At 40.4% G+C, this 24,110-nt stretch carries 29 protein-coding genes and 1 riboswitch; of the genes, 1 reads left to right on the forward strand and 28 read right to left on the reverse strand.

Annotated elements, in window-relative coordinates; all coding sequences use genetic code 11:
* Positions 1-246 precede the first annotated feature (246 nt).
* On the forward strand, positions 247-2,313 hold the full coding sequence (locus tag CSV79_RS01395) for a catalase (RefSeq protein ID WP_099687250.1): 2,067 nt from the start codon (positions 247-249) through the stop codon (positions 2,311-2,313).
* A 147-nt stretch (positions 2,314-2,460) separates the two neighbouring features.
* On the opposite strand, the gene CSV79_RS01400 is transcribed toward CSV79_RS01395, so the two are convergent.
* The 28 genes from CSV79_RS01400 to CSV79_RS01535 all read right to left on the reverse strand — a co-directional run bounded on the left by CSV79_RS01400 (position 2,461) and on the right by CSV79_RS01535 (position 24,100).
* Positions 2,461-2,880 carry a hypothetical protein gene (locus tag CSV79_RS01400; RefSeq protein WP_099687251.1) on the reverse strand — a complete coding sequence of 140 codons (420 nt, stop codon included), beginning with the start codon at positions 2,878-2,880 and terminating at the stop codon, positions 2,461-2,463.
* A 196-nt stretch (positions 2,881-3,076) separates the two neighbouring features.
* Positions 3,077-3,502, reverse strand: a complete 426-nt coding sequence (locus CSV79_RS01405; protein ID WP_099687252.1) for a hypothetical protein — start codon at positions 3,500-3,502, stop codon at positions 3,077-3,079.
* A 377-nt stretch (positions 3,503-3,879) separates the two neighbouring features.
* Entirely contained in the window at positions 3,880-5,343 is a 1,464-nt protein-coding gene (gene gcvPB / locus CSV79_RS01410) for an aminomethyl-transferring glycine dehydrogenase subunit GcvPB (RefSeq protein WP_099687253.1), read from the reverse strand.
* Positions 5,336-6,682 (reverse strand): aminomethyl-transferring glycine dehydrogenase subunit GcvPA, encoded by a 1,347-nt coding sequence (gene gcvPA, locus CSV79_RS01415; RefSeq protein WP_099687254.1) that lies wholly within the window; start codon positions 6,680-6,682, stop codon positions 5,336-5,338. The genes gcvPB and gcvPA overlap by 8 nt, the downstream gene beginning before the upstream one ends.
* 21 nt (positions 6,683-6,703) lie before the next feature.
* Positions 6,704-7,804, reverse strand: coding sequence for a glycine cleavage system aminomethyltransferase GcvT (gcvT, locus tag CSV79_RS01420; protein ID WP_099687255.1), 1,101 nt, complete (start codon positions 7,802-7,804; stop codon positions 6,704-6,706).
* Positions 7,805-7,962: 158 nt separating this feature from the next.
* Positions 7,963-8,055: riboswitch (glycine riboswitch) on the reverse strand.
* Between the two features lie 136 nt (positions 8,056-8,191).
* Positions 8,192-8,698, reverse strand: coding sequence for a shikimate kinase (locus tag CSV79_RS01425; RefSeq protein WP_099687256.1), 507 nt, complete (start codon positions 8,696-8,698; stop codon positions 8,192-8,194).
* Positions 8,699-8,863: 165 nt separating this feature from the next.
* Positions 8,864-9,295: a competence type IV pilus minor pilin ComGF gene (gene comGF, locus CSV79_RS01435; protein ID WP_143560525.1), complete on the reverse strand. Its 432-nt coding sequence runs from the start codon at positions 9,293-9,295 to the stop codon at positions 8,864-8,866.
* On the reverse strand, positions 9,292-9,591 hold the full coding sequence (locus CSV79_RS01440) for a hypothetical protein (RefSeq protein ID WP_099687259.1): 300 nt from the start codon (positions 9,589-9,591) through the stop codon (positions 9,292-9,294). The genes comGF and CSV79_RS01440 overlap by 4 nt, the downstream gene beginning before the upstream one ends.
* A complete protein-coding gene (locus CSV79_RS01445; RefSeq protein ID WP_158232442.1) occupies positions 9,584-10,024 on the reverse strand; it encodes a type II secretion system protein in 441 nt (146 codons plus the stop codon). Before CSV79_RS01445 ends, CSV79_RS01440 begins: the two co-directional genes overlap by 8 nt.
* Before the next feature lies 1 nt (position 10,025).
* A complete protein-coding gene (gene comGC, locus CSV79_RS01450; protein ID WP_099687261.1) occupies positions 10,026-10,301 on the reverse strand; it encodes a competence type IV pilus major pilin ComGC in 276 nt (91 codons plus the stop codon).
* A gap of 286 nt (positions 10,302-10,587) precedes the next feature.
* A complete protein-coding gene (locus CSV79_RS01455) occupies positions 10,588-10,821 on the reverse strand; it encodes a DUF3006 domain-containing protein (RefSeq protein ID WP_099687262.1) in 234 nt (77 codons plus the stop codon).
* The gene (locus CSV79_RS17350) at positions 10,818-11,882 is read right to left on the reverse strand and encodes an MBL fold metallo-hydrolase (RefSeq protein WP_099687263.1); all 1,065 of its coding nucleotides are present in this window, start codon (positions 11,880-11,882) and stop codon (positions 10,818-10,820) included. Before CSV79_RS17350 ends, CSV79_RS01455 begins: the two co-directional genes overlap by 4 nt.
* A 148-nt stretch (positions 11,883-12,030) precedes the next feature.
* Positions 12,031-12,324 carry a hypothetical protein gene (locus CSV79_RS01465; protein ID WP_099687264.1) on the reverse strand — a complete coding sequence of 98 codons (294 nt, stop codon included), beginning with the start codon at positions 12,322-12,324 and terminating at the stop codon, positions 12,031-12,033.
* Between the two features lie 179 nt (positions 12,325-12,503).
* A complete protein-coding gene (locus tag CSV79_RS17385) occupies positions 12,504-12,686 on the reverse strand; it encodes a YolD-like family protein (protein WP_099687265.1) in 183 nt (60 codons plus the stop codon).
* Positions 12,687-13,301: 615 nt separating this feature from the next.
* Positions 13,302-14,090 carry an N-acetylmuramoyl-L-alanine amidase family protein gene (locus CSV79_RS01480; RefSeq protein ID WP_158232443.1) on the reverse strand — a complete coding sequence of 263 codons (789 nt, stop codon included), beginning with the start codon at positions 14,088-14,090 and terminating at the stop codon, positions 13,302-13,304.
* Positions 14,083-14,205, reverse strand: a complete 123-nt coding sequence (locus CSV79_RS17250; RefSeq protein ID WP_255407403.1) for a hypothetical protein — start codon at positions 14,203-14,205, stop codon at positions 14,083-14,085. The genes CSV79_RS01480 and CSV79_RS17250 overlap by 8 nt, the downstream gene beginning before the upstream one ends.
* Position 14,206: 1 nt before the next feature.
* A complete protein-coding gene (locus tag CSV79_RS01485) occupies positions 14,207-14,485 on the reverse strand; it encodes a phage holin (RefSeq protein ID WP_099687267.1) in 279 nt (92 codons plus the stop codon).
* Between the two features lie 14 nt (positions 14,486-14,499).
* Entirely contained in the window at positions 14,500-14,886 is a 387-nt protein-coding gene (locus tag CSV79_RS01490; RefSeq protein WP_099687268.1) for a hypothetical protein, read from the reverse strand.
* Positions 14,887-15,221: 335 nt separating this feature from the next.
* Complete coding sequence (locus CSV79_RS01495) at positions 15,222-15,758, reverse strand: hypothetical protein (RefSeq protein ID WP_099687269.1); 537 nt, start codon at positions 15,756-15,758, stop codon at positions 15,222-15,224.
* Between the two features lie 117 nt (positions 15,759-15,875).
* Entirely contained in the window at positions 15,876-16,094 is a 219-nt protein-coding gene (locus CSV79_RS01500; protein ID WP_099687270.1) for a hypothetical protein, read from the reverse strand.
* A 265-nt stretch (positions 16,095-16,359) separates the two neighbouring features.
* Positions 16,360-16,503, reverse strand: a complete 144-nt coding sequence (locus CSV79_RS16700) for a hypothetical protein (protein ID WP_158232444.1) — start codon at positions 16,501-16,503, stop codon at positions 16,360-16,362.
* A gap of 282 nt (positions 16,504-16,785) precedes the next feature.
* The gene (locus CSV79_RS01505) at positions 16,786-17,037 is read right to left on the reverse strand and encodes a hypothetical protein (RefSeq protein WP_099687271.1); all 252 of its coding nucleotides are present in this window, start codon (positions 17,035-17,037) and stop codon (positions 16,786-16,788) included.
* Positions 17,038-17,059: 22 nt separating this feature from the next.
* Entirely contained in the window at positions 17,060-17,665 is a 606-nt protein-coding gene (locus tag CSV79_RS01510; RefSeq protein WP_099687272.1) for a hypothetical protein, read from the reverse strand.
* Positions 17,666-18,709, reverse strand: coding sequence for a hypothetical protein (locus tag CSV79_RS01515; RefSeq protein WP_099687273.1), 1,044 nt, complete (start codon positions 18,707-18,709; stop codon positions 17,666-17,668).
* Between the two features lie 14 nt (positions 18,710-18,723).
* A complete protein-coding gene (locus tag CSV79_RS01520) occupies positions 18,724-21,036 on the reverse strand; it encodes a hypothetical protein (protein WP_099687274.1) in 2,313 nt (770 codons plus the stop codon).
* Between the two features lie 18 nt (positions 21,037-21,054).
* Positions 21,055-22,500: a siphovirus ReqiPepy6 Gp37-like family protein gene (locus CSV79_RS01525; protein ID WP_233201338.1), complete on the reverse strand. Its 1,446-nt coding sequence runs from the start codon at positions 22,498-22,500 to the stop codon at positions 21,055-21,057.
* Complete coding sequence (locus tag CSV79_RS01530) at positions 22,479-23,222, reverse strand: hypothetical protein (RefSeq protein WP_099687275.1); 744 nt, start codon at positions 23,220-23,222, stop codon at positions 22,479-22,481. Before CSV79_RS01530 ends, CSV79_RS01525 begins: the two co-directional genes overlap by 22 nt.
* 11 nt (positions 23,223-23,233) lie before the next feature.
* Entirely contained in the window at positions 23,234-24,100 is an 867-nt protein-coding gene (locus CSV79_RS01535; RefSeq protein ID WP_099687276.1) for a phage tail family protein, read from the reverse strand.
* Between the last annotated feature and the right edge of the window lie 10 nt (positions 24,101-24,110).

Here is a 24,110-nt window from a genome sequence, read left to right on the forward strand (position 1 = left end):
TCAAAATATGTCTTCTGAACATTCTAATGGGTGTAAAAAACTATATCGCGTCACATTTTCTCAGTCTATCTAACTCTCCTTTACTCTATTAACGGATTAGTCTTGATATAAGTTTCATTTAATCTGCAAACATTTCAATAATCTCTCAATTTTCTTCCAAAAACGTTGCATGACTATTTGTACTAGTCATCTAGACATACACATACACTATCGATGAGATGCTAGGAATGACTTGGAGGCGATGATGTGAAGAATCATTCTTCAAACAAAGCAAATAACATAAAAAAGAATCGTAAAGATCAACAGTTAGATCAGTTTAGAGTAAATAATGAAGGGACAAAACTTACCACCAATCAAGGAGTCAAAGTTTCAAATGATGAAGAGTCTTTAAAAGCAGGTGTACGTGGACCTACTTTAATAGAAGGAATTCATCTAAAAGAGAAGTTATCGCATTTTGACCGTGAACGAATTCCTGAACGTGTAGTTCATGCTAGAGGATATGCTGCACACGGCGAATTCGAGTGTTATGAATCGATGAAAGAGTATACATCAGCAAGTTTCCTTCAAGAAGCGGGACAGAAGACACCTGTTTTTACACGCTTCTCTAATGTGGCGGGAAGCTCTGGTTCTGTTGATACAGCAAGAGATGTAAGAGGTTTTGCGGTAAAGTTTTATACAGAAGAAGGAAACTATGACCTAGTCGGTAACAATCTACCCGTATTTTTCATTCAGGATGGTATAAAATTTCCAGATCTAATTCATGCGGTCAAACCAGAACCTAATACAGAAATGCCGCAAGCCGCTTCAGCACATGATACATTCTGGGATTTCGTAGCCAATAATCAAGAGTCAGCACATATGGTCATGTGGCAAATGTCAGACCGTACCATTCCTAGAAGTTGGCGGATGATGGAAGGGTTCGGTATTCATACATTTCGCTTTATAAACAGCGAAGGTAAAGCAACATTTGTGAAGTTTCACTGGAAGCCCGTACTTGGGGTGCATTCACTCGTATGGGATGAAGCGCAGAAAATTGCTGGAAAAGATGCAGACTTTCAGCGCAGAGATTTATGGGAAAACATTGAAAATGGTTATTTTGCTGAGTATGAATTTGGTGTCCAGATGATTGCTGAAGAAGATGAATTTATGTTCGACTTTGATATTCTGGATTCAACTAAACTCTGGCCTGAAGAGATTGTGCCTGTTAAAATCATTGGAAAAATGACCTTAAATCAAAACGTTACGAATGTTTTTGCTGAAACCGAGCAAGCTGCATTTCATCCGGGCAATGTTGTCCCAGGAATAGATTTTACCAATGATCCACTGTTACAAGGACGACTTTTATCTTATCTAGATACACAACTTTATCGTCTAGGCGGTCCAAATTTCACGGAAATACCTATCAATCGTTCGATTTGTCCATTTCATAATAATCAACGCAATGGGTTTAATCGTCAGCGAATTGATGTCGGCCCGGTAAGTTATCACAACAATTCCTTAGCCAATAATACGCCATCCACCTCTACAGCGGAAGAAGGCGGATTCGTTCATTACGCGGAAAAAGTTGAGGGACGTGTGATTCAAGCCCGAAGTAAATCGTTCGATGACTTCTTTTCGCAAGCTCGACTCTTTTGGAATAGTATGTCGCCTCCAGAAAAACAACATATCATTCAAGCATTTAGCTTTGAACTAGGAAAAGTAACTAGTGTTGCCGTTAGACAACAAGTGGTAGATATGTTTTGCAATGTGGATAAGGTCATGGCAACCACGATTGCGATAAATATAGGTGTTAACAAGCCAACGGGTGAACATGTGAATGTTACAGCATCATCACCTGCCTTAAGTCAAGAACATACGAATCGCTTTCCTTATAGTTTAAAAGTAGGGATCATCATAGGCGACCAGTTTAATGACCAGGAAGTGAAGTCAACGATTGAAAACCTATCGAAATACGGTGTATGGGTTTACACGATTGGTGAAAAGATCGGTACAGTAAAAGGCAAAAACGGACTAGCGATCCATATAAGTGATACGTTTTCAACAACGGCACCTGTCTTATTTGATTCCCTTTATGTGGTGGGTGGAACAGCAGTAAATCAGGCGAAGTTTAATTCCGAAAGTGTCTATTTTATTAATGAAGCATTTAAACATTACAAACCCATTGGCATTGCGTCAACAGGCAACTCCCTATTTAAGGATTCTGACGCAAAGGAAGGCGCCGGTATTATACAAGCCGAAAACACCCCCGAGTTTAGCGATGATTTTGTAAGGGCCATCACCCAGCAACGATTTTGGGATAGGCAAATTTATTAAGTGTTTAGGTAAAGAAAATAACCGCTACATCAAACCTCCTGTTACTCCCCTTCTATCAGGAAAATTCATGTAAAAAAATTCGCACCGCTTTTTGCGATGCGAATTTTTCTATTTACCTATTACGCCTCTTTCATATATTTCAACACTTTATAATTTTATATTAAGATTATAATCATCCTGTCCAGACGATAAATCGATTGTCGTCTCAAAGTCATATCCATCAGTAATTTTCACTTCATGTATTTCATCGGAAGAATTATTTGATGTACTCAAGTCATGTTGTTGAATTTGTTGATGTTGAACTTGCGGTCTAGTCTGCACATGCTGTTGATGTTGAACTTGCGGACTAGTCTGCACATACTGCTGTTGATCCCTGTTAGTTAATATGTCCAACCTTTCCTTTTCCTCTTTTTTCTGAGATATAATATACTCCAGCTGCTTTTGTAAACTAGTAAACTGTTTTTCTTTCATGCGGTTCTCCTTCTGGTTCATCCTTATATACATGCCGAAAGCAATAACAGAAACGAAAAATAATAACGAAAAGACATATGCTATAATCTCCATCATTTAATTCCTCCAAACCCAATTTTTCAAAATAGAATTCTTATGTGATGTATTCCCCTATTTACAGTTTATATTTATAAATATTTTGCCCATCCAAACGTTTCTAGCTCTATCTGTAATTCTCTACATTATTTAGAAAAAGGAGTCTAGTACTCTCACCAAGTATAGACTCCTTTTTTAATTGAATTTTTATACTACGTTATACACAACGGCTTCTTAGTGCTGGTGTTGTTGGAACGTACTGTGCAACTACTCTCACTTTTAACGGTAAGGCAGTACAAACATCTCCAGGAATCGCAAAGCAAAAACCAGTTACTCGAGTCGTCCTGCATGGGCCCCCAGGATCACCCGTATAAACTTCAGCCACCTTAAATCCTAAGTTTCTGTTATTTTCATCACAGATTTCCACCGCCATGTAAATTAGTCTATTTGGACATACATCTAAAAGATCTATATTTAACCTTAAAATTCTACCTGTACACAATAACGAATGTGTGGTCGTTCTTTGTGGGAAAAACCGACATCTCCCAAGATTTATATCACTACCAGCTGAACAACAATCAACGTCCACGCTAACTGGGTCGTCTTGATTAACCTCAACTAATTCTTGATTTTCATTTTCCATAATAAAATTCCCCCTTAATATTTTTTAATCAAAATAGATAACTTCTGAACGGATCTTACAATTCTCTACTACTGCCCTATTACACTTTATAAAACTGAAAGCTTTGTCTCGTTCTTGTGAACCACTTCCTATCTCCTTTCTCAATCTAATATATGGCTGATAATATTTTATGTACCGACGTTTGTCCTAAGCTAAACGCCCTTATCCCAGTTAATACATATAAAACTGCTTTCCCCTTTGGACAAATCCAGTTCCCTATTCGGTTGGAGGAAATCCATGTGTACACAGGTACCTCTCATTGCGACAAAATCCCCAGCTAATCCTAAACAAAAAAAATTCGCACCGCTTTACGCGATGCGAATTTCTTCATTTACCTATTACGCTTCTTTCGTATAACGCAAGACTGGCTTACGTGCAGCTTTTGTTTCATCCAAGCGACCAATAACTGTTGTATGTGGTGCTTCTTGAACAATTTCTGGATTCTCATCTACTTCTTTAGCGATCTGGATCATCGCTTCGATGAAGTTATCCAATGTTTCTTTGGACTCTGTTTCTGTTGGCTCGATCATCATGCCTTCTTCTACGTTCAATGGGAAGTAGATTGTTGGCGGGTGGTAGCCAAAGTCTAATAAGCGTTTCGCCATATCAAGTGTACGTACGCCAAGTTTCTTTTGGCGACGGCCAGACAAGACGAATTCATGTTTACAATGCTGTGTATATGGAAGATCGAAGTATGGCTCTAGACGACGCATCATATAGTTCGCATTAAGTACCGCATATTCCGTAACAGCTTTCAGGCCATCTGGACCCATAGAACGGATATATGTGTAAGCACGTAGATAAATACCGAAGTTACCATAATACGGCTTCACGCGACCGATCGATTGTGGCACGTCGTAGTTCAAGACAAAACGATCGTCCACTTTTGTAATGACTGGTTTTGGCATGAATGCTGCAAGTTCCTCCGTTACGCCGACTGGACCAGAACCTGGACCGCCACCGCCGTGAGGACCTGTGAATGTTTTGTGCAAGTTCAAGTGAACCGCATCAAAGCCCATATCTCCAGGACGTGCTTTGGACATAACCGCGTTCAAGTTCGCACCGTCATAATAAAGCTTTCCGCCAACTCCGTGAACCACTTTCGCCATTTCAAGAATTTCTTCTTCAAATAAACCAAGTGTATTCGGATTCGTCAACATCAATGCTGCTGTATCCGGTCCAACTTTTGCTTTCAAGTCTTCTAAATCTACTAAACCATTATCATTGGACTTCACAGTCACCGTATCAAAACCAGCAACTGTTGCTGAGGCAGGATTTGTACCGTGAGCAGAGTCTGGTACTAGAACTTTCGTACGTTGTGTGTCGCCATTCGCTTCATGGAATGCACGGATCATCATCAATGCTGTCCATTCACCGTGTGCTCCAGCAGCGGGTTGTAGTGTCACTTGAGGCATTCCCGTAATTTCAGCTAAGTGCTCCTGCAAATCATACGCCACTTCCAAAGCGCCTTGTACCGTAGACTCATCTTGTAATGGGTGGATACGTGCAAATCCAGGGAAACGCGCGACGGCTTCGTTGATTTTCGGATTGTACTTCATCGTACAAGAACCGAGCGGATAAAATCCTGTGTCGACTCCGTGGTTACGGTTGGATAGCGCCGTATAGTGACGCATAATGTCTAGTTCCGACACTTCCGGTAGTTCTGCATCTTCTGTACGGATCAGTTGCTTCGGTAGAATAGAAGATACATCTAGTTCCGGTACATCTAACTCAGGCAAACTGTATCCGACACGTCCAGCTTTAGATATCTCAAAAATGAGCGATTGATTTTCGTTATGCATGGATAGCCTCCAGTTCTTGCACGAATGCATCGATTTCTTCTTTAGTACGTTGTTCCGTCACAGCGATTAATGCGTGATTTGCTAAGTTTGCATCTACCAAGCTTAAATCATAGCCACCGATGATGCCTTGCCCTAGCAAACGCTTATTCACTTCTTTAATAGGAGATTTCAAATCTACGACGATTTCATTGAAATGAGCTGGGCCGAACTTCACATCGAATCCTGCTTTTTCAAAAGCTTGACGTGCGTAGGCTGTTTTCGCGATGTTTTGATACGCGATTTCCTTGACGCCTTCTTTACCAAGAGCTGTCATCGCAACAGAAGCCGCCAACGCGTTTAATGCTTGATTCGAACAAATATTAGAAGTCGCTTTGTCCCGACGAATATGCTGTTCACGTGCTTGCAACGTTAATACATAACCGCGGCGTCCTTGATCGTCAGTTGTTTCTCCAACTAAACGACCTGGCACTTTACGCATCAACTTTTTTGTTACCGCAAAATAACCACAGTGAGGTCCACCGAATGATTCCGCGATACCAAATGGTTGTGCGTCACCTACCGTAATATCCGCACCTAACGCTCCTGGAGGTGTCAAAACACCAAGTGCTAACGGATTAGCTGAAACAACGAATAATGCGCCGTTTGCATGTGCAATATCGCCCATTACTTGAAGATCTTCTACTTGGCCGAAGAAGTTCGGGTATTGAACGAGTACCGCAGCAGTTTCATCATCAATTAATTCCTTCAGCTTCTCTACGCACGTTACACCGTCTGTATGTGGAATCGTCACGACTTCAATCGATTGTCCATCTGCATACGATTGAACGACTGCTTGGGACTCCGCATGAACTGTAGAAGACACGAGCAACTTCTTACGACGTGTATGACCAGCTGCAAGCGTTCCTGCCTCTGCCAATGAAGTCCCGCCATCATACATCGAAGAGTTCGCAAGCTCCATACCAGTCAATTCGCAGATCATCGTCTGGAATTCAAAAATGGCTTGCAATTCACCTTGTGAAATTTCCGGCTGGTATGGCGTGTACGCAGTGTAAAACTCAGAACGTGAAATAACATGATCGACAATTATTGGTCGGTAGTGATCGTAAACACCCGCTCCTAAAAACGAAGCATAGTCTTGCGCGTTACTATTCTTCGCAGCTAAACGGCCCAATTCTTTCAATAAAGATGTTTCAGATTTTGCTGGTTTAATTTTATATTCTCCTGTAAATCGAACCGCTTCAGGAATGTCTGAGAATAATTCATCTATAGAAGAAACTCCGATTGTTTCAAGCATATCTTTCTGGTCTTGCTCCGTCATTGGAAGATACCGATGCTTCATAATAGTTTTACCCCTTTTCGCTTATGATCTTTTATAGAAAGGTGTGCCAATTACTTTGGCTTTTAAACGTTTCGAACGAATTTCTACTTCCACTTCTGTACCAAGCTCTGTCAACTCTGTAGTAAGTAGCGCAAAACCGATATTCTTCTTTAATGTAGGAGATTGCGTTCCTGTCGTCACTTCTCCAACTTCTGCCTCGCCGGAATAGATTTTGTAACCTGTTCGTGGAATCCCTTTATCAATCATTTCAAGACCAACTAATTTACGTTTCAACCCTTGTTCTTTTTGCCGCTTCAATGCTTCCTTACCGATAAAGTCTTGTTCTTTGTTTAACTTCACAACGAATCCAAGACCTGCTTCTAAAGGAGAAATCGTAGCTGACAATTCTTGACCATATAACGGCAATCCCGCTTCAAAACGCAATGTGTCACGCGCACCAAGTCCTGCCGGCACCACACCTTCCGCTTCCCCAGCTTGCAAAATCTTCGGAAATAACGTTTGAATCGCTGCTGGAGAACCATAGATTTCAAAGCCGTTCTCGCCTGTATAGCCAGTACGTGAAACGAGGACATCTTCCCCGCCCACATGCACATTTTCTTTAAAACGGAAGAACTTGATCTTATCTAGTGGCTCATCCGTTAATTTTTGCAGTATGTCTTGCGCTAAGGGACCTTGCAGTGCAAGTAATGCATAATCAGCTGATTGGTTTTCAATAACGACGTTTTCTGTCTGTTGCTTTTTCATCCAGGTAACATCTTTATCGATATTGGATGCATTAACAACTAATAAATAGCGGTCTTCTGCTAGTTTATAAATTAGGAAATCGTCAATTGTACCGCCATCCTCATTACACATCACGGTATATTGCGCTTGACCGATCTGTAGCTTCGATACATCATTGGTCACTAGCTTCTGCAAGTATTCAAGCGACCCACTACCTGTAACAAGAACTTCGCCCATATGGGACACATCGAAAAGACCTGCTTTCGTACGGACTGCTTCATGCTCTGCTTTAATGCTTGAAAACTGCACAGGCAATTCCCAGCCGCCAAAGTCGATCGTCTTCCCTCCATACTCTTTGTAACTCTCAAATAAGGGCGTACGCAATAGTTGATTTGTCAAACTGCTTCCTCCTTTATCATCTGATCTTATAGATCAGTCTGTAGTACAAAAAAGGACAGAGGTCTCCTATAGTAAGAGACCCCTGTCCTTTTGCCTGAAAGCTTTACAGTTTCCATACTTTCTTCGGCCGCCGATTCAATCGGCACTCTCCAGAGATGCGTCATGTATGCGTTTTGTTACCTGAGAGATTCATAACATTCGTTACTTGCTCCTTCGGCGGCGCCTAATGCGCGCTCTCCCCATACAATCATTCGCATTATTTAATTAATTTTTTCTTCCCTGATATCTTAACATTTCATAGAAGTAAGCGCAATCTATTTCTAATAAAGGAAATAAGACGAATGATAAGATGTGAAACCATCAAATCATTCGTCTTATGAAGTACCTTTACTGATATCTTTCAATTTGAAAAATAATATACTCAGCAATATCCGTCAGTGACTTGCCCGATGTTTCTACCGTAAAGTGACATGCCTGTATATACTTTGGTTTACGTTTTCTATACAGTGTTTCCAATTCTTTACGTGAAGACTGCTGCACGATTGGGCGATTGACATCAGTCGAGATTCTTCTCCAAATATCACGGAACGACGCATTTAAGAAAAATACAATCCCTGTTTCTCGCATGAGTTGGATATTTTCTTCTTTCACCGCCACACCGCCACCTGTCGCAACGATACAATACTCTTCTGGAAACGACCGCAAAAATTCCGTTTCTAATTGGCGGAAGTACGGTTCTCCATGCTTCTCAAAAATTTCAGGAATCGTCAATTGCATTTGTTCTGAAATTTCATGATCCATATCATAGAAAGGTATATCCGTTAGCGTATGCAGTCGTTTACCGATCGCACTTTTCCCACACCCCATAAATCCTACTAAGTAAATCCTTTTCATAGTCAACCATCCCGTTTCATTAATTTGACCGCTTGTTGTGTGTAATATGTTTCTAGCGAGTCATATATCCCGTATAACCTATCATGCCATGAAACGAGGGAGAAAAGAAAGAGACTTACGAAAAAAAGTAGAACAATGGCGAAAATAAATGATCCTCCCTTCTCATTACATAGATATTCCAATCGCAAACGTCCCTTCTTTTTTTATTCCATTATTTTTTGTAACAGAGATCTTTAAACGATTGCCATCTACCGTAAAGCTAGCAGACTGTAAATCCACTAATAACGGCACATGACCTTCTCCGTTTACTAACTTACGGATCATTTGCTGGTATACTTGAAGTGTAATTCGACCCCTGTCGGTGTGAAAGGTGAAACTAGTAGTTTTAGGTTGTTCTATTACGTGGACTTCTTCCAATAATTCTTGAACTTCTAGGGAGAAAACTTCCCATTCGCTAAGAAAATCATTTTGATAGCTCGACTCAACCGGTGCTTTCCAATAAAAAAATAATAGGGTGAGTTGTATAACAATAGTAAATATAAGTAGATGAATCATACTTTCGAATAACGAAAATCCGTTTTCATCGATTCTTTTCATACGCTCACACAATGGTTACTAGCCCCTCGTAAGTTTTCATATAGTACACAAATTTCTTCTTCATTTACTGTCCAATGATAATCCAAATCTTCATGTGTGCGCACGCCAGTCGTTTGACCACTTGCACGATAGTAGATTGCTGCTTGATAACTAGTTTGGGCTGCTATCATCGCATGTTTTTTTGCTACTACAGAAGTCGTCAACTTCATTGCCATTGGTAAGAGGGAGCTAAAAATAACCATGATGATGGCTAAAGATAGCATAGCTTCAGGCCACGATTGCCCTTTTTCATTCATTGATTATCATCCTACCCCTTTCAAATTGAAAACTAATTTTTTTATTTCCTATTGTTTGTGTAACAAATGTCATAGTTCCTGTTGGCGATAAATTACCATTGGGCATAAAATATAATTCCTTTAGCTTCGTGGACTCAGCCCTTCTCATACCAGTAGGAAATTGACCTTCTAATATAACAGTTTTGTCTTCTTTTGCAGACCGATAAAATACCCCATTGCCGGAAAATGTTATTAGCATAGGCTCATTATGTGTTATAGCATATAATTGCGTTTCATGAACGAATGTCATAAATACTTTCAATGCATCCTCTTCTGATATTTTCTGCAAGCGCTTTTCACTGAATGGAAGAATGACACCGGTCAGAATGACGATAATGGATAATACCAATAGTAATTCCAAAAAAGTGAATCCATGTTCTTTTCTCCAGTGCAATTTAACCGCCCGTTTGAACAACAGTCACCTTTCCTTCCGCATCAATCGCTATCGCACTTCCATCTGGACAAGAAGGTTCTGCTGGTAAATAGCCACCCGCTGTTAGTTCGGGAATCGTAGGAATATTTTTCATATCCATTTTATATGCTTGTATTTGCCCATTCACCATATTTACGTATGCTTCACACCCTTTTTCATCTATTGATTTGGAATGCTTTGTAACGTTAGGAATCGCAATTAATATTAAGACTGTAATGATCAGCAAAACGATCATCATTTAAAACAGCTTTTACTGTAGTTTTCAGTCCACCCAAAAGCTTGATTTAAATAGGTGTAAATCACTTTCTTTGTCTTTTTTCTTTGCTACGCTTATCTGTCCTTGTATATTTCCGTGGTTTTTATGTGAGTAGACCACTTAAAAAGACCACATAACCTAGTTTTAAAATGTGGTTTCCTAAAAAAAGACCACATTTATTAAGAACCTTCTATATAATGTGTCGTTTCTTGATGCGTCAATAAATTAAAACAGCCACCGACTCTATTGAGTGGTGGCTGTTTGGGTATCATTTTTTATTCTTAAGTTTTTCAAGCAAATCATTTACTTTTTCTCTTGTGATTTCAGTTTCTTCTTTCAGCACGACAATTTTACCATCTAAATAGATTTCAACGATATCACCTTCTGTGATTGACTCGGTAATATCTGAATTCGAAATTAGTAATTGATTCACTTCGTCAGGGTATTCTAGGAATACATACTGTCCTTCTTCCACCCTATCCAATGTATATTTCTTACTCATCGCTCACACGCCCATCCGTCTTTGTCTCGGTCCATCTTGGATTGATATGCAGGGTGCCCCTTAGATACACCGTTAGGATAAACTTTGCGCAACTCTGTGCAGTTTTTGAAATTAGTTTGAGTCACAGGCTTTGTAACTGGTTTAGAAGGGACTGGCTTTGGCTTGACTGGTGTCGGCTTTGCTACCGGTTTAGATGGTTTAGGCTTAGCAACAGGAGCAGATCCCTTGCCGCAACTATTCTCTACCGAGTGCTTTGCACCATTAGTCGTCACCGTGATATTGCAGTGAACAGGCGTTTTGTAAGTCTTCGCTCCAACATTTTTCAAACGCGCTTCAATAGCAGCATGTGGGTGTCCGTAGCTATTGTTTTCGCCATAGCTTAGGATTGCTACACTTGGCTTAACACTGCTGATAAAGGCAGCAGAACTACTCGTTTTAGATCCATGATGGCCATTTTTAAGAACTGTAGCTTTGACATCATATTTTGATCTAATATAATCCTCTGTAACAGTATCAGCGTCACCCATAAGCAAGAAGGATACTTTGTTATAAGTAATTTTCAAAACGATTGATGCAGCATTGCTGTCTTTTCCTTTTTCGTCTGCAAATAGTACACGTGTAATTAATTGTGAATCAAGTGCCAACTTGTCCAATTCCTTGGCAACTGTAAACTTGATGTTCTTTTTGTCGATTAACGTCAACAGATTATAGTACGTTTGTGACGTATGTACATAACCAGAATCGATAAAGTTTGTTACCGGAAATGCATTTAATACAGCTTCTAATCCACCAATATGGTCTGCATCTGGATGCGTCGCTACCACGTAATCCAAACGTTTAACGCCTTTTTCTTTCAAAAATGAAACGACTTTACTTCCAGCCGCCTTAGGACCGCCATCCACTAACATGTTTTTACCGTTTGGCGACTGGACTAGGATTGCATCCCCCTGTCCTACATCAATAAAATGTACTTTCATTTCTTTTGCTGCTGCGTCCGTAGAAATAGGCATCAGACTTATGGCTAGAACCATAGTCACGATGAGTGTTACTAGTTTTTTCAATTTATGCACCCCTTTTGTAATATATTATTTATCATAATCTGTCAGGTGTACGTTGTCTAGATATATTTTCCAATACTAGGCGCACCTGTCAGTATACAATACACAAAAATACAGCCACCTTCTATAAGAGAGAAATGGCTGTTTAATTTCAATGCAATTTAGTCCTAACGCCGATCGATGCAACCATAAAATCAAGTGCAGACATTTGTGGTAAATCATTTACAAAAGACCACGCTTGTTTAGGGTCGATAAAAGCAAACGACTGAATGCCATGTTTCACTTCTCCTGCGACACATAGATAAAGATATACACACGATAAACCATCTTTTTTGCCATCCATATTATCCCCGGTCACTAAAATCATCACCGCATCATTTGTTGGGCTAAAAAATGTCGTTAGAAATTCAGTCCCATCCAATTCCATTTGTTCTTCGTAATTCACTATACCTCCCCCTTTAATAGTCAATTCGACATGGGGAAGGAATATCCTTCAAATTATCTAAGTAATATGTATTTTAATTCGATGCATTGCACAGCAATAATTACAGCGACCGAAATCCGGTCAATGCCAAATGGATCTTCTAATAATATGGCTTTTGACTGCACGTTAATCTCTCGTATCTATCCTTGATGATAGATAACCTTGCCATCCTGCCATGTTTGGATCTCCGCTTCGCATTGTCGCAAGTAAGCCATTTCCAGCGTTTCCTGAATGTTATCCCAATCAAACTGGTCCAGTTGTGATTGCATTATGTAGTCGTCTTCCGCTCGCCATTCGCGGAGTCGTTCCAGGTGCTCAGGCAGGAAGAGAGACGTCCATTAGATATTGCCACGATCTTTGTTATTTTCCATCATACGATTACCTTTTCTCTGTGTAGTACAGGAAGGGCTGCTAATACATTGTCGATAAGGAAAGTTCGTTTAGATTTTCGTAGGAAGCATTATGCTACAAAGGTTTCCTTATGCATATGTAGAACCTTTACTTTTCGCTTGCTGATGGATCTATCCTTGGCCATGTACATGATTTCTAGCGTTTCACCATATCTTCCCGACTTTTCTAATGTTTTGCGTACGTTCGTTTGTGAAGTGAAAAATAACAATATGTTAATGATAAGTAGTGAACCATACAAAAACATCTATCTATTTCCTTCGTACTAAATTATGTAATACAGATTTAAAATCAAGCATGGGTAACTGTTGCGCCTATCGGTTCGTATAAACGAGGTAGCAACTACAACATATATGTAAAAGACGTAATCTCAAAATCAGGAAAAGTCTTAAACGAAAATATGAAGATGAAGTTTTCAACTATGAAATAAAAAAAGCGACTAGTCCAGATCGGATAGAGTCGCTTTAACTTTACATTGGCCACTTTCCAAAGCCCTGCATATCAAAGTTTGCATTATGGCCAACTGCATCTTATTTAAACTCTTTGATTCCAGCACCCATCAATAGAGCAACTAAATCACCGTTAGCGGCTGATCCGTCTGCTTGCTTACCAATCCACGCCGAAGAATAGCCGCGTTCTGATGCCGCCTTCGTTGCAATCTCCTGCTGTAATTTGCTACCTAGAAAAGTCTCCACTTCTTTACGTAATGTACCAGATGTGAATTCTAGCTCGATCGTAAGCTTATCTGGCGTTGGTTTAGGTTTATTAGGAACTGCTGCTACAACTTTTCTACCTCCAGTGTAATTAATTATTCCTTGCGCTGTCAGTAATGCCAACTTTTCGACTTCACTAATCAAGATAGTTTCATCGTTGTAATTCGAAATAAACGCATACTCTACGAGAACAGCCGGCATATGTGTTAAGCGCAACACCGCGAAGTTTGCTCTCTTTTTACCACGATCACGAATACCGATTTGATTAGCAATTGAACTGTGTACAGCGTTCTGTAGTTTTGTTGTAGCGGCGCTAATACTACCGTTATAGACGAACGTCTCGAAACCTGTTGCTGATGCTGTAGCCGAGTTGTCGTGTAAGCTGAAAAAGTAATCGCCTCCCCAAGCATTAGCTAGTCTCGCACGCTCTCCTAACGAAATAAATTCATCAGTTGAACGTGATAGTCTCACTTCATGCCCATAACCTTCTAGAATCGTCTTCAGTCGTAAAGCTACTTTTAGAACATTGTCTTTCTCTCTGGAGCGTATTCCTACTGCACCTGGATCGTGACCACCGTGACCTGGATCAATAAAAATCTTACTCATCGCCAAACACCTCATTTTCTGGATTCTGATAACATTCCTCGCACATCATTTCACCATTGAATTGATCCAGTACTTCGATTTCTTTTCCGCACACTACACATTCTGATTTATTCATATTATTTCAGCCCTTTCTTTTTATCTTTTCGCGGTTCTTGATACCTCATAACTTGCTCACTGTCATCAGTACCATCAGTAGTAGGATCCACGACAATACCTAAGATCACGAGTAAAGCGAACACAGAGTTAATAAACTTGGTAGCTTCAAGGCCAATCAAGTCAGCCGCTAATTCCATTCCAAACCATGCCGCGGCAATCTGCAAGACCAACAAAAAAGCCGGCACTAAGGCCAGCCAGAACAACTTATTTTTCGCACGCACTTTCCAATTGATTTTCATTTAATAACCTCCTATCATTTTAAAAACTGCATTAATGCGGCAATCCCGCCAAGCACTCCACCCGACCCCGCAAACGCACCAACGATGCCTAACACGATTTTCTCGCGTGTAGAAAAGCGCTTTAGTGTGATCCGCTCATCTACATGAATGACATCTCTCTCTGTCTGCAAACGCTGCTTGTCTGCAGCGAAGTAATGATCCACAAACTTGTTCAAAATACCTCTGGTTTCTTGCCCGTCTTTCATCACTGTTAGTTCTAAATTCGTTTGTGATGACTTGATTTCCGTGACTTGATTCGTGATCGCTTCTACTTGCGTGTTAAAATCCATCTGTGCTTTCTCGACTTTTTCCAATCGCGGTAGAATGTCATGATGTATCAATTCATCGTGTCTTTCGAGCATATCCAGCTCCTCCTCCGGCTGCGCCATCTCTCACCCCACCACACTTTTCCCTTTATAAATGGATACAAATAGAACGCTCCGATTGGAACGTTCTTCATATCATTCTTTTATTTTCTCTTAGCCCAAGTAAGTGTAATAATAATAAACATTATTTTTACGTCAATAGAGAAAGAAACACATATTTCAATCATAGATACTACTCCCTTTTAAGATACTAGGTACATGACCTGTATCTATCCCATTACTTAAAAGAAGTAGCTTTTACACAATTACGACAAAAAAAGAACGTCCGATGTGGACGTTTTGAAAACCAACATTATTTTACTCAGTCTTCTTCAGATATTAGGAGGGATCCTCAGTAATAAAAACTCATTATCAATACCTAGATTCCCGTGATTAATAAAACCGAATCTTTTATAATATTTTACTAAATCTTCCGTTTCTGCGAAAAGGGCTAATGGCAATTTTATTCCCTCAGAAAGCGATATGAAATCCTCCATAATTAAAGAACCTTGACCCTTTTCTGCCGAATGTAATTCTACAATTTCTATACATTTGGCTTGATTACCTAATACTCTTTTCGTAGCTTCGTTTAAAGTGGCGCAATATCTAAATGATACCAAACTTTTCCAATCCCGATTTAAAAGGATGAAGGTCGCGTCCGATGAAGAAGATAAGTAATATTTAGTTTCAGACATATCAAGCAAAAAATTTAAAAAGCTCTTTTCTGTATTATTTGCAAAAGCGTTTGCACTTAGCAAATTTCCAAAGAGTTTCCGAAACGAAGAGGTATTCGTCTTAAATCGCTCTCTAAAAAAGCGTTGGTTTCTAATCGTCAAAAAGGTTTCGTGAGACATCTCTGATTTATTCATAGTCTGTACCTCCTTATGGCTTTATAGACTATATGCTCTGTCTCATTTACATATATTAGAATGACTTAATTCGTTCCGAATGCGACATAATGAAAAAGAGCATCCAATTGGACGCTCTTACTTGAATCTTGTTTTAATATCTATCACTTTGTTGTAATCCTCAAAATTTAAATCCATGTAATTAGCAGGATGATTGATTTCCAAATTAATTACTTGGAGATCCAAGCCGTTAATTGCCCATCTCGCACCTTTTTTCATAGAATGTTTTTGAGAAGTGATTTGATCAACTGTTGTTTCTTTGATGATTTCATCCTTGTATTTGATGTTAACTTTCATAAACTTTCCCCCTTTACGTTTGGTTAATTCGACATAAATAGAGGTTGTCCTTCTTTATTCAAAATAAAAGAACGCCCGGTGTGGACGGTTCTAGTCTGTTATCTGTACTACTATGTCTAACCCCAATGCTACAACTAAATTCAATCTATTGTTAGACACCAGTATTTTCGACCTTCATTACCTTCGACATAACCGGAGAAATTATTGAATCGTTGATTTACATCCTCAATGGAATAAGTATTAATTGTATAAGGTGATAAATCCACTATGTTTTTGTATTTCTCACCAATATATTATTCTCAATTTGCTTTTCTATTACATCAATCTCTTCTTTATACCCCCTATCAATCAAATGGTTGACATAATATAGAAACCAAACTACTCCCGCTTTTTCTTTTGTAACTTCCACGACAAACCTCTCCTCATATCCTGGTAATTATCTTACAATTAAAGAGAATATGAGTCATGCCAAATGATCAGTCACCTAACAACCTCTTTCCGAACACCAGCCAACTCTTGCTTGGACAAAGAAAAAGAGTGTCGATAACGACACACCCGTACGACTTATTATCAACCGAAATCGTCTTACATATTTTCAATAATCTCTGTTCTATACGGTTCAGAGACTTCCTCAACAGTCGTACGTTTCATGTCAATTAAAAATTTATACAACCGCGCTTTTGTACTCATTTTATATACCTCCCGATAAAACGATTTCTGTCAGATCGGCAACCGTCTGTTTTAACTGGTCGATTTCACTAGACGGAATATCCTCTAATATAAGCTTGCAAGGTGTTACAGAGACATCAACACCAGTAACTCGCTTGCCTTCCGGTATTTCTTCATAGATATACGGAACACCTACCGGAAGTCTTGGCGCAGGATGTCCGCTTTGTTGTGATAGGATTACTCCTTCATTGTCATGAATAAATAGAATTTTCATTGTTTCTACCTCCTTGTATTTCTTAAATTTTTAATGCTATCCAGTTCCAAACATCACCTGTACTACCGGATCTCGTTATTTGTCTCACTTGGAATCCGTTGTCGGTAATGTTAAAACCGCTTTTAGTAATCTGTTGACTTGGTGCTCCAGAAACTTCAATATCACCTACAAACGATAGTGATTGTATTAATTCCAAACTGACATAGATAACTTCCTGTTGCACCCCGGGATTGCGAGTTGTTGGGGTCCAGGCAATTATAAAGTTAGGTCTGAATCCTAAATTATTTACAGGTTGTAAATAACCGCCATCATATGAACTATCGGTATAAATAGATTTCCCCGATGCCCACTTTGCACCCGTATTAATTTGCCCTATCTTAGTAGCCAATACCGCAAACGTATCAGCAGGGCTTGCCGCTACGCCTTTTGCTGTCACCGCATTGGCAACACGTGTTTTCCCGTCATTGGCAAATTGAAAAAGGTTTTGCATCGCTATTTGAACATTTGCGCCCGTTAGTCCACTTATTGGATTAATAGCTACGTTTTCGGCTTTTGTTTTCGGGAATAAATCATCCCATCCGGTATTAGCAGTATTTCGTTGAGTCATTTGAATATTTTTTTCAGCCATTCATTGAACCTCCTTATACCAAAAATCCCCAGGAGATATACTCGACGGGGCTGTTGGACTTGTTGTTATTTTTATTCCTCCACCTGCTCCGATGTCATTTTCTAATTCTGACATTTTGGTGGGTTTGAATTTATCTATTGCTTGTTTCGTTCGAAGTGGCGTCATATATTTCGCGTTCGATGTTCCCGATTCTGCTTCTGCTTGCGTGGCTAATCCGTAATCGAAAACGCTACCTAGCCCTACTTGCGCTTTTGTTACCCCGTGTGGATTCGCTTTGTTTGAAATATGACTCTGGATGTTTGAATTCTTGGGTTCGTAATCCGCATCGTGCTTATGGTTGAGTCTAGAATACACATAGTCTAAATATTGATTTACAGCCACTGCTTCAGGGTGACAAAAGAATATTTCACTTAGACCGATCCTATTAAATCCATTGCTACCTACAGCACCGACTGTGTCGTAAATTGTAATTCTAAACTGTGTCAAAGCACCACTTAACCCACTCGGATATATAGGTACTAGTAATTCTTTAGACGGTGTATAGACTGTGCTTTTATCAATTATCGTCTTCCATCCTCTACTGTTGTAAGAATCGTAAGCCTCTACTTTGAATTTCGAAGGATAATAATATCTGCTAGTCCACCCAAATACACCACCTGTTTGTGTATGAATATTCGGTAACCCAGAAACAGTTATAACCAATGGATCGTTTGGGTCAACTCCGTTTGGTGAGTAAGTAGGCGCTAACTTCCCATCAAATAACGACGTCAAATTAAGCTTAGCTGAACCAGTTTGGGTTATTGCGTATCCCCTTTCTTGGGCATATAGCAAGACGTTATATTCGTTACCTACCATAGTGCTGGCCGTAGAAGGGAATAAACCATAAGCTCCTCCATTCGTTAGTTCCTGAAAATCACTAGCATGCTTTCCATCAACGGTATCAGCATTACCTCCATTAGCGGGTAAACTGGTGGGGGGTGTAAAGTTCCCCTTATGCCACACATCATCACCGTTAAACTTTAAATCCTTCCCGACAAAATTCACATTGTCACCTCCTCCTATCCAGTAACCGTTACTCTATATTGATTGGTAGACGGAGCACTGGCGAATAGTAACTTAATATTGTTAGCGTCTGTTATTTCGACATCAGCAAAGACAACGGCGAAAGGCGCGACAGCCTGTCTTAGTGTTACCGTCACATCTTGAGAGTTTAATTTGTGGTTAACTGCAAAAGTAGTAGCAACTGCATTACCTACATTCGCCGCATACTTAGCCGTCTTGGCATTCCATTCGCTTCTTTCTAAAGCTGTGATATGCCTAGTATTATCATTGTTATGAGTATTAAATTCCGCTTTTGTAGCTTGTTGAATATTATCCAAATTACCCAATCCGACCTGTGCTTTAGTGACTGCGTGCGGATTTGTTTTGTCCGCAATATGGCTTTGGATGTTCGCGTTTTTGGGCTCGAAATTCGCATCAGCATAACTTTTAGCGTTAGTTTCTGCTGTGTTAGCCTTCGCTTGTGCTCCGCTTGTTGTCTCTTTCGCGTTCCATGCGGTTCTTTCTGCCGCTGTTATGTGTTTTGTATTATCGCCTGTATGAGCATCTATAGTGGATTTGCGATAATACAAATCGTCATGATGGTGAGCTGATGGTGAAAATGTACTCGGCTTGTCTATGATGTTTGCCCATTGTAGATTAATATTTTCCCAATCCGCCTTAGACAAGACCACCCACGCAGTACCATTCCAGATATACGAATCACCAGTTGTTGTCTCATAGGCTCTATCACCAATAAGCATCCCTGTCAGTGCATTCCTGGCCGTTGCGTTTATAACCACATACGTCTGACTCTTAGCCACGTCGGGTAGTTGTGCGATAGGTATTTTTGAATTCGCATCTAACGACGGGTAGCCATTCGCTTTACCTTTGTTCGCGGAGTTTTCAGGCGCGAACCCTAACGTATTCTGTTTTGCATTCCATGTGGACTTTTCCGCATCTGTGACAAATCTTTGAGTTGTTGATTCCGTAATCATAGATGCCGGATGTGTGGGTGGGTGCGTATAGTTGTTAGCGCCTGTTGCGATGCCGTCTAATTTCGCCTTATCTTCTTTTCTAGCTAATCCATCAGAACCACTAGTCACTAGCGGAATTGCGTCAACACCACCTGTTAAATGCTCGCTTGCGTGTCTAGGAAACGGATGCCAGTTGATAACCTCATAATACTCTAGTAAAACGTCATCGCCCGCACGTAATCCAGTAGGTAACGTCACCCTGGTGGAACTAGTTTCGGTCAAAGCTCGGTCATCTTGCTTATCACCGTTGAGAAACCAAGTTATTGCACCTGTATTTGGTTTGTACATACCTTTTGTTAGATTAAATACCGTTTGCCCCGCACCTACCGTGAAGCGTTCTTGTTTACGGATAAATGATGCGGGGTTGTCATTAGCATTTAATGTACCGTCTGGCGTGACGGTTAAGTTAGCACCAACCTTGATACCACCTAACTGTACAGGTGTGGCAATTGTTGGATTAAACTTTGTTGGTTTGCCAGTGATAGAATTCCATGCATGAGTGTGATTAGATGCCGCTAATCCACTTAACTTTTGGTCCATCTCTGTTTCAGTATAGTATCTGTCGTCGTGATTGTGCGCTGATGGCGTGAACGTTGTCGGCTTTCCTGTGATTTCGCTCCACGGATGTGTATGAGCCGATGGTGCAAATGTAGACGGTTTGCCAGTGACGGCCGACCACGCTATCGAATCTTGTCCACCTAGCTGCACCCACGTTCCGGTATCTTGGTATATCTTTTTGGTATCAGTCGCCAGATAAAGCAAGCCGCTGTTATTCGCCGATGGTCTAGCGGATTCTAAACCGGAATGAACTTCTGGAACACCAACACCTTTTACGGGGCTGTACCCTAAAGCATTTGTGACGTTTGCGCTAGTCAATTCACTGCGTATCGTTGCCGATGACTTATTTTCCGCGTTGCCAAGACCAACGTCCGCCTTTGTTGTGCCGTGCGGGTTCGTTCCGGAAGGGTGTACATAGACCTGTTGTTCAACACCATCAATCTTGATATGGCCGTTAGTAACGCTGTTTTCAACTTTATTAGCACCAGACGAAATACCATCTAGCTTAGACTTTAAGGTTGTCGTGAACACAGCTGTCATTGCTTCGAGAATAGGTTTATTATTGAAAAACAATGCTAAATCGACCCAACTAGTTCCGTTCCATCCGTAGAACGTCTTGTCGGTCGTGTTGTAATAAATTTGTCCCGGCACCGGACTAACTGGAGCAGTTGCAAGATTTTGTATCCTAGCATTCTGTAATTCATTTTTCGATAAATCGATGTTCGTTAAAAACTGCAAGATTCCACCCCCCTTTATTTAATTAAAAAAGGCTTTACCCGCAAACGCAGCAGTAAAGCTTATGACTACTTTATTGATTGATTCATATTTAACGTCCCCCATAACAATGTTTTTCGCACTGTCAGTAATTATGACGGATGGATGTTTACCCAAGTTGTGGATTACCGTCCAAGATGATGATGGTGAGAGTTGACTATGCTCATGTGATTTGTCATTAGCGATAATGCTAACTTCATCTCTCGTAACGTACCCCGCATCATTTACTAAATCGGATGTTCTTTTTGGGACATTCGCTTTTTCGAGCATGGGCGCTTCAATAACACGCTTGATCTTGTCGATTAGAGTGGGAAGAGTATTACCGAAAACGGCATCCAACCTAAATCCACCCGGCTCATAAATTTCTGTCACCTCAGTGATCGGACTATCGAGAGTGATACCGAGTTTCGAGTCTTGGACAGTGACGGTATCTCCCACATCCCAATCTTTTTCGTAAATGAATGGACCATACGTAAGAATTTCTGATTCAAATGATTCGATTTTCTGAAGTTCTAATAACTTTTTATTAGCTCTTTGGGATAGCGTTGCAATCACTTCGTTTTCAGGAATCGGAATTTCGGTAGTGTTACCTTCTGCATCTTCCGTGGATCTTGTTTCGTCAACGTCCCTGGCATCCACAAACGTTTCAATACGTGAAAGGCCACTTGAATTGCTGATTTCCACAATCCTACGCGCTTCACCTTCGCCTTGACCGCCTACATAGGCTGTGTTTTTGTGTCCGATGGCACTTTGCGTAAAGTTTTGACCTTTTATATTGTCAAAGTCGATCGAAAAAATGACAGGCGGTAAAATTTCCTGTGAATCCGTTAGGTTTCTACCTTCCAATACTTCGAATACCCATTTCTCATTCTTCTCATCTAAATAGACATCCCATCCAAAATTATTACCATTCGTTATCTTTTCCAGTTCCTCGTCCAATTGCTTGTACCTGGATTGCCACTCAACAACTTGCCCACGTTGCATATCCTCCGCTATGACAAGTTGCGGAATGATACGTGTCGTATCAGTTGGATTTACTGCATTTTGTCGGACGTAATGTTTTAAAACCGTTTCTATAGGTGCATCCACTTTATCTTGTGACTGCCCTTCCGGTGGGAGAGTGAGTCTTCTACTTAAATGCCCTGATAAAGTGTAACCCCGAATGACAAGTTCTTCACTGTTTTCGCGGTTCAATTCCCTATGGAGGATAACCCCTACTTTCTTTTCTGATAATACGATTAAGTTTTCTTCCAATAAGGTTCCAATTAAATTTTTATTTAAGTTGATATGCAACTCAAATGACCCAGGCTTAATAAACCGTCTGGTAAACTGTAAACTTTCATAGTCGTCGATTTCGCCTAGCCATTGAAAATCCGGAGTCAATATACTGATAGATTGCATTTTCATCACCCTATCGTTTTGATCCATAAATCACCCGCTACAGCTTCCGCTGGTTCAGTCGTTCCAATAAGCGTCCGGACACCAATCTGATTTTGTATGCCGTTAAACCAAGATTCCCAAGCATTTTCATAGTCCACCTTATCTTGATTTAATTGACTCATCCAACTAGCTAAAGATGTTTCATATTGACCCTTTGCGGACTCCATTTCTTCCATGAATGCGTTCCACTCTTGAATAAATCCATCTGTAGGTATCGTGATTAAAGACGATACCAGGCCGGCTACTGCCGGATCTAATCGTTCATCTTTAATAGTTGCAATAGTGGTCGCTCCTGCGTTGATTTTGACTTGTGCCAAACTAATTTCATAGATAACACTATCCCTTTGTAATGTAGGCGGCTTTGGATTGGTTGCCGGTGTTCCCTTCTTAATAAACGCTTTAATATATCGAGCATTTACGTTTCGGTCTAATCGCAATACGATGCGGTCTACACGAGCATTTGTAGCATCGGCCTGATCATGAGTAAAAAGAATATCCTCTGTATTGCGATACATAAAACCCTCGATATATGCGCAACCGGGATCTATTTTTGTTTGCAGTCCATTCACATGAGAAATTTTTAAGGCCGGCATATTGTCCGTGTGATACAGGCCATTGGACAAAAACTGCTTAAAGTAAGTCGCAAAAGCTTCCATGTCATATTCACGGTCACCATTTACATCGTTAAAAAAACTATATTCTTCTGCCATACTGTCACCTCCTACACGCTTAAATAACGATTCTGCCAGGTAATCAAGACCCCCGCCCTTTCGTAATCCTCACCCGTTGAATAGTCCAATAGATTATTGCCTGGTATAAGGTTGAAAAACTTGCTGCCACGTTTGATGTAGTGGAAAGCATTAAACCTCGTTCCATCTGCAAGAACTCTTTCTACACGTTTCTGACCAAATGCTGTATTGATTTCTAGTCGTTCCCCTATAGCCAAAGGTTGATTGACCTGAATAAAATCATCTGTTGTTTTATTCTCAATTCGGATAGGCGCGGTTGCCGGGCCATTAAACACAATACGTAATGGTGTTTCAACATCTCCCTTATTCAACAGGGTTTTCGATTTTGATTCCGATTGACGGGCGAATCTTGTAGGTAGTTTTAAAGGGAATGTTAGCCCGCCTTCCCATACGACTAGTTGTTCAACTTTCTCGATAGAAAGCCAATAAGGACTTGGCGCTTTCAGGAATAGGAGCGCCTTCTGAAATTGTGTGCCCCTATTAGTATCACCGTCTGGGAAGCTTGCAACTGATTCTGCGACTACATTTATCATTTTCACTTCGTCACCGCGTATATATTTGAGTAGCCCTAACCCCAATTTTGGATTGAAGACAGAAGCAAGTCGTCGCCTATTCGTTTCGACCGCCTTTACCTCCTTACCGCGTACGGTTAATTCTAACGACATAAACCGCGGCTCCAGTATGACGTCTAGTAGCGTATCACCATCTTGGTAAGGAGCGCGTTGTGATTGTAAATCCGCGCCAACGTCACCAAGTCCCTCCACACTTGAAAGTCGAAAGGGAGAACCAAACAGCTCAATACTTTCATTTCGAGAATTCGTGAAGATTAATTTAAACATATCCGTTCTC

Source organism: Sporosarcina sp. P13, assembly GCF_002743055.1.
Classification (GTDB): Bacteria; Bacillota; Bacilli; order Bacillales_A; family Planococcaceae; genus Sporosarcina.

Excerpts from the sequence above, each read along its gene's own strand:
- CSV79_RS01480 (WP_158232443.1), bottom strand. The coding sequence starts at position 14,090 with ATGAGTAAGATTTTTATTGATCCAGGTCACGGTGGTCACGATCCAGGT.
- CSV79_RS01425 (WP_099687256.1), bottom strand. The coding sequence starts at position 8,698 with ATGAAAAGGATTTACTTAGTAGGATTTATGGGGTGTGGGAAAAGTGCG.
- CSV79_RS01525 (WP_233201338.1), bottom strand. The coding sequence starts at position 22,500 with ATGGATCAAAACGATAGGGTGATGAAAATGCAATCTATCAGTATATTG.
- comGF (WP_143560525.1), bottom strand. The coding sequence starts at position 9,295 with ATGAAAAGAATCGATGAAAACGGATTTTCGTTATTCGAAAGTATGATT.
- CSV79_RS01500 (WP_099687270.1), bottom strand. The coding sequence starts at position 16,094 with ATGAAAGTTAACATCAAATACAAGGATGAAATCATCAAAGAAACAACA.
- CSV79_RS01485 (WP_099687267.1), bottom strand. The coding sequence starts at position 14,485 with ATGAAAATCAATTGGAAAGTGCGTGCGAAAAATAAGTTGTTCTGGCTG.
- comGC (WP_099687261.1), bottom strand. The coding sequence starts at position 10,301 with ATGATGATCGTTTTGCTGATCATTACAGTCTTAATATTAATTGCGATT.
- CSV79_RS01510 (WP_099687272.1), bottom strand. The coding sequence starts at position 17,665 with ATGGCTGAAAAAAATATTCAAATGACTCAACGAAATACTGCTAATACC.
- CSV79_RS01495 (WP_099687269.1), bottom strand. The coding sequence starts at position 15,758 with ATGAATAAATCAGAGATGTCTCACGAAACCTTTTTGACGATTAGAAAC.
- gcvPB (WP_099687253.1), bottom strand. The coding sequence starts at position 5,343 with ATGCATAACGAAAATCAATCGCTCATTTTTGAGATATCTAAAGCTGGA.
- CSV79_RS01490 (WP_099687268.1), bottom strand. The coding sequence starts at position 14,886 with ATGCTCGAAAGACACGATGAATTGATACATCATGACATTCTACCGCGA.
- CSV79_RS01400 (WP_099687251.1), bottom strand. The coding sequence starts at position 2,880 with ATGATGGAGATTATAGCATATGTCTTTTCGTTATTATTTTTCGTTTCT.
- CSV79_RS01530 (WP_099687275.1), bottom strand. The coding sequence starts at position 23,222 with ATGGCAGAAGAATATAGTTTTTTTAACGATGTAAATGGTGACCGTGAA.
- CSV79_RS01535 (WP_099687276.1), bottom strand. The coding sequence starts at position 24,100 with ATGTTTAAATTAATCTTCACGAATTCTCGAAATGAAAGTATTGAGCTG.
- CSV79_RS01505 (WP_099687271.1), bottom strand. The coding sequence starts at position 17,037 with ATGAAAATTCTATTTATTCATGACAATGAAGGAGTAATCCTATCACAA.
- CSV79_RS01440 (WP_099687259.1), bottom strand. The coding sequence starts at position 9,591 with ATGAATGAAAAAGGGCAATCGTGGCCTGAAGCTATGCTATCTTTAGCC.
- CSV79_RS17250 (WP_255407403.1), bottom strand. The coding sequence starts at position 14,205 with ATGAATAAATCAGAATGTGTAGTGTGCGGAAAAGAAATCGAAGTACTG.
- CSV79_RS01405 (WP_099687252.1), bottom strand. The coding sequence starts at position 3,502 with ATGGAAAATGAAAATCAAGAATTAGTTGAGGTTAATCAAGACGACCCA.
- CSV79_RS01455 (WP_099687262.1), bottom strand. The coding sequence starts at position 10,821 with ATGAGTAAGAAATATACATTGGATAGGGTGGAAGAAGGACAGTATGTA.
- gcvPA (WP_099687254.1), bottom strand. The coding sequence starts at position 6,682 with ATGAAGCATCGGTATCTTCCAATGACGGAGCAAGACCAGAAAGATATG.